Consider the following 10,246-nt stretch of genomic DNA (forward strand, 5'->3'; position numbering starts at 1 on the left):
GGCGTGAGGACCACCGCTGCCGTCCTGCACGAGGTCGGCAAGCCGCTGGAGATCGAGGAGATCGAGCTCGACGAGCCCGGCGAGGGCGAGGTGCTCCTGCGCTACACCCACGCCGGGCTGTGCCGCTCCGACCTGCACGTCATGCAGGGCGACATCGCCGGACGGCTGCCGATGGTGCTGGGGCACGAGGGTGCCGGGATCGTCGAGGGCGTGGGCCCCGGGGTCTCCCGCGTCGCGGTCGGCGACCACGTGGTGTGCTCGTTCGTCCCCAGCTGCGGCTCGTGCCACTGGTGCGCCACGGGACAGCAGGCCATCTGCGACTGGGGTGCGGGCACGATGCGCGGGCCGCTGCCCGGTGAGCGTTGGGTCCTACGGGGTGCGGCCGGCTCCTACGGCGCCATGTGCATGCTCGGGACCTTCGCGGGTCACGGGGTGGTCCACCAGAACTCGACGGTGCGCATCGATCCCGACATCCCGCTGGCGCACGCGGCGCTGGTCGGGTGCGGGGTCCCCACCGGTTGGGGTTCCGCCGTCAACGCGGCCGACGTCCGGCCCGGCGACACCGTGCTGGTCTACGGCGCCGGCGGCATCGGGGTGAACGCGGTGCAGGGCGCGCGCTTCGCGGGTGCGCGCCACGTGATCGCGGTCGACCCCGTGACGCTGAAGCGTGAGACCGCGCTACGCATGGGCGCCACCCACGCGGTGGCCGAGGCCGGCGAGGCGCAGACCCTCGCCACGGAGCTGACCCGAGGGGTCGGAGCCACCGCCGCGATCGTCACCGTCTCGACCATGCATGCCCAGGTCGTCACGGAGGCCTTCGCGGCGATCGGCAAGGCGGGGACGGTGGTGCTCGTCTCGATGGCCGGGTTCGGCGACGTCACCGTCTCGCTCCCGGGGACCGTGGCTACGCTCTGGAAGAAGACGATCAAGGGCAGCCTGTTCGGCGACTGCAACCCCACCACCGACATCCCGCGTCTGCTCGACCTCTACCGCGACGGTGCCCTGCACCTCGAGGAGCTCGTGACCGCGACCTACTCCCTCGAGGACGTGAACCGGGGCTACGACGATCTCGTCGCCGGCCGGCTCGTCCGCGGCGTCATCGCCCACGACGCACCCTGACCGGTCCGCGACCCGTGACTCAGCGCGTCTCGAGGCCGCCGAGGACGAGCTCGCAGAACTCGACCCCGATCTCCTCGGCGGAGCGGGGCCCGTCGGGCCGGAACCAGCGGTAGGCCGAGTTCACCATGCCGAAGATCGCGTAGGTGGCGATCTTCGGGTCGAGATCGGACCGCACCGTGCCGGCGCGCTGCGCCTCGCGGATCCAGTCGAGGACGGCGTGCTCGTGGCGGGCGCGCTCGGCGATGATCGCCTGCTGGCGCTCCGCGGACAACGAGCGCCACTCGGTGTAGAAGAGGCTCGACCGCGTCAGGTTGGTCGCCGTGTGCGCCGTCTCGGTGGTGATCAGCTCGCGCAGCTTGTCCAGCGGTGACTCATCGGAGGCGAGGATGCGCTCGAAGTAGCTCCGGGTGTCCTCGTGGTAGCGCTCCACGATCTCGAAGAGGAGGTCCTCCTTCGCCGAGATGTAGTAGTAGATGCTTCCCTTGAGGAGACCGAGCTCGGCGCCGATGTCCTCGGTCGTCGTGGCCGCGTAGCCCTTCTCGAAGAACATCCGTGCTGCGGTCTCGAGCACCTGCTCGCGGCGAGCGGACCGACGCTTGCGGGTCCTGTTCGACGTCGTCGCTCCCGGCGTCGCCGGCTCGGCATGCTCGGTCACGGTGCCACTGTACGAAGGTCCGGTCGTGGCGCGCAGGGAGAGGTCTTGCCCGGTCACAGCTGGATCGACTTGACCTCGAGAAACTCCTCGAGCCCGTAGCGGCCGAGCTCGCGGCCGGTGCCCGACTGCTTGTAGCCCCCGAACGGGGCGAGCGGGTTGAACGCTCCGCCGTTGACGTCGACCTGGCCGGTGCGCATGCGCTTCGCGACCGCGAGGCCCCGCTCCTGAGACCCCGCGAACACCGCGCCCGCGAGCCCGAAGACGGTGGCGTTGGCGATCTCCACGGCCTCGTCCTCGTCGCCGTAGGGCATCACCGACAGCACCGGGCCGAAGATCTCCTCCTGCGCGATCGTCGCGTCGGGCCGCACGCCCGAGAAGATCGTCGGGCGGACGTACGCGCCGCTCTCGAGCCCGTCGGGCCGACCCGGGCCGCCGACGGCGAGCTCGGCACCCTCCGAGACGCCCTGGCGATGTACTCCTCGACCCGCTGACGCTGGAGTTCCGACGACATCGGCCCGATGCGGGTCGACTCGTCGGTGGGGTCGCCGACCGTGTACTTCGCCGCCTGCTCGACGGCCATCTCCACGACCTGGTCGTGCAGCGACCGGGGCACGAGCAGGCGGGTCCACGCGGTGCAGGTCTGCCCGCCGTTGATGAAGCAGTTGCCCAGACCGAGCTTGACGGCCTGGGTGAGGTCGGCGTCGTCGAGGACGATGTTGGCCGACTTGCCGCCGAGCTCGAGCGCGACGCGCTTGACGGTGCCGGCCGCGACCTCCTGCACACGCCGGCCCGCGGGCACCGACCCGGTGAACGACATCATGGCCACATCCGGGTGGGCGGCGAGCGCCTCGCCCGCCTCGGGACCCGTGCCGTGCACGACGTTGAGGACACCGGCGGGCAGGCCGGCCTCGCGGGTGATCTCGGCGAGGATGCCGGCGGTCAGCGGCGCGACCTCGCTGGGCTTGAGCACGATCGTGGCGCCGGCGACCAGCGCCGGCACGACCTTGGCGACCACCTGATGCAGCGGGTAGTTCCACGGTGTCACCGCGCCGACCACGCCCACCGGCTCGCGCACCACGAGCGAGTTGCCGATCTCCTCGGCCCACGGGAACGACCCCGCGAGACCGGCGACGCCCTTCGACGTCGCCAGCGGCATGCCGACCTGCACCGTGTGGGCGAACCTCGTGGGCGAGCCCATCTCCGCGGTGATCGACGCCGCGATCTCGCCGCTGCGCGCCTTGATGCCCTCGCGGACGGCCAGTACCGTCGCCACCCGGTCGGCCAGCGGGGTCGCCGCCCAGCGCGGAAAGGCGTGGCGCGCTGCCAGTATCGCGGCGTCCACCTCGGCCTTCCCGCCGGCGGGGACCTCCGCGAGCGTCTGCCCGGTCGCCGGGTTCACCACGGCGATCGACCCGGAACCCTCCTGCCAGGCGCCGTCGATCCAGTGCCGCGTGATCGTCCCGACGTCCACGGCCATCCGCGACCGACCTCCTCTGCAGTCCGACGAACGTCATCCTCGCACATTCCACCCACCGGTGGGCTTTCGAACGGTCGACGACGACCGACCGCGGAGGTGCACGGCAGCGGCTGGAGACGACGACGCAGGTCGACTACCTCACGCCCTGTGCCGCCGACCTCGTCACGGCGGAGTCGATCGACGTCAGCATTCCCACCCCGCACACACCCCTCGGCATCCGAATGAACCGGCTCCCGTTGACCCCCGCAGCGCACCTGGGAGGTGGTCCGCGAGGCGTGCCGGACCCTCGACGGTGTTCCCCGCCGGTCGCCCAGGCGCACCGGCGGGTCGCTGAACCACGGGATCCGGTACCGGGCATGGCCGCCACGACCTTGTGCCCTCGTCGCGCCTCTGGCATGTTCAAACCACCGGTGGATAGGAGAAGCTCATGGACGTGCCCAGCCTCATGCGCCAGTCCGCGCGGTTCCACGCCGACCGGACGGCGCTGCTGACCCGCGATGTCTCGCTCACGTTCGCGCAGGCCTGGGACCGGGGCGTGCGCGTGGCGAACGGCCTCCGCGAGCTCGGCGTCCGCCCGGGAGACCGGGTGGCGGCGGTCGAGGACAACACCCTCGGTGCAGCGGACTTCTTCGTCGGTGCCGCCATCGCCGGCGCGGTACGGGTCCCCCTCTACCCGAGGAACAGCCGGCGGTCCCACCAGCTGATGATCGAGTCGACCGGCGCGGTCGTCGTCGTCGCCGAGGCCGCGTACGTCGACGGCGTGAAGGGTCTCGAGGACGACACGGCCTGCCTGCGGCACGTGCTCGTGCGCGACGAGAGCTACGAGGACTGGCTCGCCGCGCGGTCCGACGTCGACCCACTGGTCGAGGTGGCGCCGGACGACTGGTACGTCATCCGCCACTCGTCGGGGACCACCGGCCGTCCGAAAGGAGTCGGGTACACCCAGCAGGAGTGGCTGGTGAACTGCCGCAACTGGTACTACCGGCTGCCCAACCTGACGTGGGACTCGGTGGTGGGCCACGCCGCGCCGATCTCCCACGCCGCGGGATACCTCTTCCTCCCGGCGTGGCTCGCCGGGGCGACCAACCTGCTCTACGGCCCGTTCGACGTCGCCTCGGTCCTGGAGCTCACCGAGCGCCACCGCGTGAGCCACACCTTCGCCGCCCCGTCGATGCTCGCCGGCCTCGCGGCCGACCCGGGCGCCGCGTCGCGGGACTGGTCGGCGCTGCGCTGCATCCTCGTGGGCGGGGCCCCCATCACCGACGCCACCGTCAACGCCGTTCGGAGGGTCTTCGGCGACCTCATCTACCAGGTGTTCGGGCAGACCGAGGCCACCCCGCTGACCATCCTCACCCCCGAGGAGTGGTTCACCGACGTCCCCGGCTCGACGCCCATGCGCTCGGCCGGTCGCGTCCTGCCGTTCTGCCGCATCGAGGTCCGCGACCCCGACGGCACGGTCCTCCCCCTAGACGCCGAGGGCGAGATCTGGACACAGGTCGAGGCCCAGATGCACGGGTACTGGGGCGATCCCGAGCGCACCGCCGAGCGCCTGGTGGACGGCTGGGTCCGCACGGGGGACATCGGCAGGCTCGACGCGAACGGCTACCTGTACGTCCTCGACCGCGTCGACGACATGATCGTGTCCGGTGGCTTCAACATCTGGCCCGCCGAGCTCGAGACGATCCTCGCCGACCATCCCGATGTGCGCGCCGTCGCGGTGTTCGGCATCCCTGACGCGAAGTGGGGCGAGACGCCGATGGCCGTGTGCGTCACGGCTCCGGGCGCGGCCGTCACCGAGCAGGAGCTCATCGCCCTGGTGTCCACCCGCCTCGGCAGTCACCAGAAGCCCTCGCGTGTCCGCCTCACGACCGAACCCCTGCCCGTGTCGGTCACCGGCAAGGTCCAGCGCAAGACGCTGCGCGACCCGTTCTGGGCGTATCGGGACAGCCGCGTGAGTGGAGCCTGATCCCTCGCGCGCATCCCCGCCGCGGGCTCGGCGCAGGACCCCTACCCACCAGGACCACGACCTCAGGAGAGGACATCGTCATGGCAGAGCTGGACACCGAGGAGCAGGCCGTCGTCGACCTCGTCCGCGAGTTCGTCGACCGCGAGGTCAAGCCCCAGGTCCGGGAGATGGAGCACGCAAACGAGTACCCGGAGAAGTTCATCGAGCAGATGAAGCAGCTCGGCATCTTCGGGCTCGCGATCCCCGAGCCGTGGGGCGAGGTCCCGGTCTCGATGCCCTGCTACGCGCTGGTCACAGCAGAGCTCGCCCGCGGCTGGATGAGCCTCGCGGGGGCTATGGGCGGGCACACCGTCGTCTCCAAGCTGATCGTCGAGTATGGCACCGCGGAGCAGAAGGACCGATACCTGCCGCGCCTGGCGACCGGAGAGCTGCGCGCGACGATGGCGCTCACCGAGCCCGGCGGAGGGTCCGACCTGCAGGCCATGACAACCACAGCCCGCCGCAACGGCGACGGCTACGTCGTCAACGGCGCCAAGACATGGATCACCAACTCGCGGCGCTCCGGGCTGATCGCCCTGATGTGCAAGACAGACCCCGCCGCCGAACCCAAGCACCGCGGGGTGTCGATCCTGCTCGCCGAGCATGGGCCCGGACTGACCGTCTCCAAGGACCTGCCCAAGATGGGCTACAAGGGCGTCGAGTCCTGCGAGATCGTCTTCGCCGACCACCACGCACCCGCCGAGGCGCTGCTCGGCGGGGTGGAGGGTCGGGGCTTCGCGCAGATGATGAAGGGGCTCGAGACCGGCCGCATCCAGGTGGCCTCCCGGGCCCTCGGGGTGGGCAACGCCGCGCTCGAGGACGCCCTGCGCTATGCCCAGGAACGCGAGAGCTTCGGCAAGCCGATCTGGCAGCACCAGTCGATCGGCAACTACCTCGCCGACATGGCCACCAAGCTCACCGCTGCTCGCCAGCTGATCCTCCACGCCGCGCGGAAGTACGACGCCGGGCAGCGCTGCGACATGGAGGCCGGCATGGCCAAGCTGTTCACCTCCGAGGTCGCGATGGAGGTCGCGCTCAACGCCGTGCGCGTGCACGGCGGCTACGGCTACTCCACCGAGTTCGACGTCGAGCGCTACTTCCGCGACGCCCCGCTGATGATCGTCGGCGAGGGCACCAACGAGATCCAGCGCAACGTCATCGCCTCCCAACTGGTCAAACGCGGCGGTCTCGACCGGTGGTGACTTGGCTTCTTGCCGGGCACACCCGCTGTTCTCTCCCGGCGTCCAGCCGAGCGGTTCGAGAAGACCGCGGCGGCGGTCCGGCATGGTGATGGGGCGGATCGCGCCGGTCGGGTCGGCGGCGCGACCGATCGAGGCGGCGGACTTGCCTGGAAGCGGTCCGGCTCCAGGAACTCGGCTCCACCACGACGGGCGGCGCGAGGCGGGCTTGGAGGAGCCTCGGTCATCACGACATGGTGGGCACCACGACCTCGAGCACGGTCCCGAGGCCGTTGTTGACGGCGTGCACGATCACTCCGGGCCAGATCGAGCCCGTTCGCAGGAGGAGTACAGCCGACACGACCCCGACGAGCGTCGCGGGCAGGAGCGTCAGGTTCAGGCCGTGCGCGACCGCGAAGAGCAGCGTGCTCGCCGCGATGCTGAGGAAGGCGCCGTGAGACTGGAGCGCCGAGACGAAGACCCCGCGGAACAGGAACTCCTCTCCAACGGGCGTGAGGACCGCGATCAGGAGGAGCTGGGCGGCGAGGGCGAGAGCCCCGCCCCCCGCAGCGGCACGGTAGTCCTGCTGCGGGTCAGCGTCCGGCAGGGTTCCGGTTGCGAGGAGCATCGCGAAGACCAGGCGCGCGGCGACGAACACCGCGAGACCGAGACCGATCGCGACGAGAATCCAGCGCAGCCCGGTTCCCTTCACCCCGAACGCCGTCCAGGCACGGAGCCGGATCAGGAAGGCGGCGACGAACCCGATCAGGCCCACGATCCCCGAGAGCGCGGCTGCGGCGAGACCGCGCGTGACGCCGTCCTCCCCGCCGACGATGTCGACGACGGCGGGGGACAGCACGAAGGCGATCGTGTAGCCGCCGACGCCCGCCAGCAGCTCCGGCCAGCCCGGCCGCGCCGGGGCGGACCGCATGGACGCTGGATCGAGGTCCGAACTCATGGGGGTTGTCCTCTCCTCTCGGTCAGGGGACCGATCGCGGCAGGGCAGCCGTGCCTCGACGTCCTCGACGCAACGGCTGGACGCAGCCGTGCGTTCTCACGCTGGCGCGGTGCGACCTGATGGTCACCGCGAATCGTGGGAACGAGGGCGCCCCACCGGCCACGAGCCGTGCGTCAGCTTTCGAGCGCGTCGTAGACGGCCGTGACGTACTCGGCACTGCGCGGCGACCCGATGATGCCGGCCGACATCTTGTTCATCACGTAGGAGATCGTCATCCGGCGGTCCAGGTCCATGACGACCATGGAGCCTCCCCACCCGCCCCAGAAGCAGACCCGCCCATCAGGAATCCAGGGCAGGGTCTGCGGGCACGGTAGACCGAAACCGATACCCCACCGCAGCGGGATGCCGAGGACCAGATCGACGCCGTCGGCCTGCGGCTCGAGAACCCGATCGATGGTCGGCCGGCGCAGGAGCCGAGCGCCGTCGCTCTCACCGCCCCGGGCGATCACCGAGAGAAGGTTGGCCAGTGCACGGGCGTTGCCGTGCCCGTTGACCGCCCCGAGCTCGGCCCGGCGCCATGCGCCGGTGTTGGCGTCCTCCGGCGTCGCGCCGACGGCGAAGGTCCGCGCTGCAGGGCTGTCGGGCGCCGCAACCCCGGGGTCGATGTCTGCGTCGGGCATCGGCGCAACGACCGGCGCGATGACCGGGGCGATGCGGGGCCAGTCGGCCGCTGCCGCACCGATCTGGAAGTCCGCGTCCAACGGTCGCGCGATCTCCTGGTCGACGAAGCGGGTCAGAGAGACACCGCTGATACGGGCGACGAGCTCGCCGATCAGGTGCCCGTAGGTGAGCACGTGGTAGCCCGACGCCGTACCCGGCGTCCACCACGGTCTCTGCCCTGCCAGCCGCGCCGCGGTCCCGCGCGCGTCGTAGAAGTCCTCGAGGGTTGCGGGCTGCTCGAGCCCCGAAACGCCCGAGGTGTGGGACAGCAGGTGCCGCACCTCGACATCGGACTTGCCGTTGTCGGCGAACTCCGGCCAGTACTTCGCGACCGGAGCATCGAGGGCGAGTTCACCCCGGTCGACCAGCAGCAGCGCTGCCAGCGCGGTGACCATCTTGGTGCACGACCAGAGGTTCGTGATCGTGTGCATCTCCCAGGGCGAGTTGTGTTCCACGTCGCGAAATCCGCCCCAGAGGTCGACGCTCCGGTGGCCGTCGATGTCGACCACGACGGACGCACCGACCTCTGCGCCGTCGTCGATGTTCCGCTGAAGCGCCTGCCCGACACGGTCGAACCGCGAATCACAGATTCCACGCACTGAGGTCACGGCGCGATGATCGCGCGTACGGGGGGCAATCGACTCGGACCGGCTGTGGGCACCGTGAAGGTGGGGGTTTCACCCACGAAACGGCGATCGGAAGCAGAGCCGCCGAGGGGTCGGCGGTCCTCCTCGGCGGGCGTTGCCGCGTCGAGCCGCGGTGGGGCAGACCGGTCCTGTTACACCGTCGAGGTCTGTCGGCGGCTGCGTCGGCCACCAACGACGCGCGCTGCGTTGTCTCCCTCCGCAAGCCCGACGAGCTCTGTCGCGGTGAGGCCGATCCCCTGCGGCCTTGCGTTGCTCGTTGGCCAGCGACTTGCGGCTGGTCGTCGGTGCACAGCGCGACCTCAGTACCTGCACGGAGGCTCTCCGGCAATGGGTGTTCATGCAGAGCCGGCACCGCGCGGGTGTGGACGTTGCTGGTCAACGCGACCTCGAGGACGACTCCCGACTCGGCGAGCCGCTCGGACAGTGTGGGGTCCTCGGCGCGGCGGATGCCGTGCCCGATCCGCTGTGGGTGCAGAAGGTCCAGAGCCGCACGCATGGTCGTGGCCAGGCGGGCGTCCCGCGCGAGCTGGTGTGCTCGGCGAACAGCCCGACCGGGACCCCGGCCTCGTCGCCTAGCGGGGTCTGCCGGGGCTTCCGTGGAAGGCTCCGGTGCCGGTGCCGGTGCCGGTGCCGGTGCCGGTGCCGGTGCCGGTGCCGGTGCCGGTGCCGGTGCCGATGGCGGCCGGTGGATCAGCACTCGAGTTGCGTGAGCGGGTCAGATCTACCGTCAGATCGTGCGCCCACCGGTCGTGAGCGGACCAAAGCCGCTGATGGGATGTCGTGCCCTGCGCGAGCGCGTGGCTGGTGAGCACTTGACCATTAGGTCGCGGCTGGCCCCCTCGACGCTGCCTGACATGGTCGGTGCAGGCAGCGCGGAGGGGCTCGTGGCGCTGTTCGTCGGAGATGACTGGGTCAAGGACCACCACGACGTGGAGGTTCCCGACGAGACCAGACGCCGGCTAGGGCGAGCGCGTCTGTCCGAGGGCGCGGTGGGGATGTCTCGGTTGCACGAGCTGATCGCCGCCCACCTCGACGACGATGCGCGTGATCCGGCGACGGGGTAGCTGGGCGCGGGGCAGGTCGTGGTGGGGATCGAGACCGACCGGGGCCCGTGGGTGGTCGCGCTGCGGACTGCGGGCTACTAGGTCTTCGCGATCAACCCGATGTCCGCGGCGCGCTATCGGGAGCGGCACCCGAGTTCGGGAGCGAAGTCCGACCCCGGTGATGCGCACGTGCTGGCAGAGATCGTGCGCCTGGACCGGGACCACCACCGCCCGGTCGCCGCCGAACCTCGTCGTGCACGGCATCGAGACCATCACCCACCTCGCCTTCTACACCGGATGGCCATGCGCGGTCACCGCGGCCAAGCAGCTGCGCGCCATCCTCGACGGCCGCACCAGCTGACGGCATATCCTGGTGTGTCCTGGAGGCAGTCCTCCAGACGGACGGTTCCCGACCACCGACGTCCGCCCTTCCCTGCTCAACTG

8 protein-coding genes and 2 pseudogenes are annotated in these 10,246 nt (G+C 70.7%); 5 read left to right on the forward strand and 5 right to left on the reverse strand.

Annotated features, from left to right (window positions below):
* Positions 1-3: 3 nt before the first annotated feature.
* Positions 4-1,119, forward strand: coding sequence for a Zn-dependent alcohol dehydrogenase (locus tag WCD74_RS22400; RefSeq protein WP_337697106.1), 1,116 nt, complete (start codon positions 4-6; stop codon positions 1,117-1,119).
* Positions 1,120-1,138: 19 nt separating this feature from the next.
* On the opposite strand, the gene WCD74_RS22405 is transcribed toward WCD74_RS22400, so the two are convergent.
* Together WCD74_RS22405 and WCD74_RS22410 are read right to left on the reverse strand one after the other, a co-directional pair.
* Positions 1,139-1,774, reverse strand: a complete 636-nt coding sequence (locus tag WCD74_RS22405; protein WP_337697107.1) for a TetR/AcrR family transcriptional regulator — start codon at positions 1,772-1,774, stop codon at positions 1,139-1,141.
* Positions 1,775-1,827: 53 nt separating this feature from the next.
* Positions 1,828-3,251 (reverse strand): annotated as a pseudogene (locus tag WCD74_RS22410) (aldehyde dehydrogenase family protein).
* A 427-nt stretch (positions 3,252-3,678) separates the two neighbouring features.
* Here WCD74_RS22410 and WCD74_RS22415 point away from each other — a divergent pair.
* Together WCD74_RS22415 and WCD74_RS22420 are read left to right on the forward strand one after the other, a co-directional pair.
* Positions 3,679-5,217: a class I adenylate-forming enzyme family protein gene (locus WCD74_RS22415; protein ID WP_337697108.1), complete on the forward strand. Its 1,539-nt coding sequence runs from the start codon at positions 3,679-3,681 to the stop codon at positions 5,215-5,217.
* 80 nt (positions 5,218-5,297) lie between these two features.
* On the forward strand, positions 5,298-6,458 hold the full coding sequence (locus WCD74_RS22420; protein ID WP_337697109.1) for an acyl-CoA dehydrogenase family protein: 1,161 nt from the start codon (positions 5,298-5,300) through the stop codon (positions 6,456-6,458).
* 223 nt (positions 6,459-6,681) lie between these two features.
* Here the strand turns inward: WCD74_RS22420 and WCD74_RS22425 are convergent, their stop codons facing one another.
* The 3 genes from WCD74_RS22425 to WCD74_RS29985 form a co-directional block, all read right to left on the reverse strand.
* Positions 6,682-7,392 (reverse strand): CPBP family glutamic-type intramembrane protease, encoded by a 711-nt coding sequence (locus WCD74_RS22425; RefSeq protein WP_337697110.1) that lies wholly within the window; start codon positions 7,390-7,392, stop codon positions 6,682-6,684.
* 173 nt (positions 7,393-7,565) lie between these two features.
* A complete protein-coding gene (locus WCD74_RS22430; RefSeq protein ID WP_337697111.1) occupies positions 7,566-8,720 on the reverse strand; it encodes a serine hydrolase domain-containing protein in 1,155 nt (384 codons plus the stop codon).
* A complete protein-coding gene (locus tag WCD74_RS29985) occupies positions 8,695-9,255 on the reverse strand; it encodes an amidohydrolase family protein (protein ID WP_373696111.1) in 561 nt (186 codons plus the stop codon). The genes WCD74_RS22430 and WCD74_RS29985 overlap by 26 nt, the downstream gene beginning before the upstream one ends.
* Before the next feature lie 238 nt (positions 9,256-9,493).
* On the opposite strand from WCD74_RS29985, the gene WCD74_RS29990 reads away from it, so the two are divergent.
* On the forward strand, positions 9,494-9,823 hold the full coding sequence (locus WCD74_RS29990) for a hypothetical protein (protein ID WP_373696112.1): 330 nt from the start codon (positions 9,494-9,496) through the stop codon (positions 9,821-9,823).
* A 99-nt stretch (positions 9,824-9,922) separates the two neighbouring features.
* Positions 9,923-10,246 (forward strand): annotated as a pseudogene (locus WCD74_RS29995) (hypothetical protein); the annotation flags it as partial.

It is taken from the genome of Actinomycetospora aurantiaca, from assembly GCF_037401875.1.
In the GTDB taxonomy this organism is placed as follows: domain Bacteria; phylum Actinomycetota; class Actinomycetes; order Mycobacteriales; family Pseudonocardiaceae; genus Actinomycetospora; species Actinomycetospora aurantiaca.

Bases quoted from the DNA above. Each gene is read 5' to 3' on its own strand.
- WCD74_RS22415 (WP_337697108.1), top strand. From the start codon at position 3,679: ATGGACGTGCCCAGCCTCATGCGCCAGTCCGCGCGGTTCCACGCCGAC.
- WCD74_RS22420 (WP_337697109.1), top strand. From the start codon at position 5,298: ATGGCAGAGCTGGACACCGAGGAGCAGGCCGTCGTCGACCTCGTCCGC.
- WCD74_RS22425 (WP_337697110.1), bottom strand. From the start codon at position 7,392: ATGAGTTCGGACCTCGATCCAGCGTCCATGCGGTCCGCCCCGGCGCGG.
- WCD74_RS29985 (WP_373696111.1), bottom strand. From the start codon at position 9,255: ATGCGTGCGGCTCTGGACCTTCTGCACCCACAGCGGATCGGGCACGGC.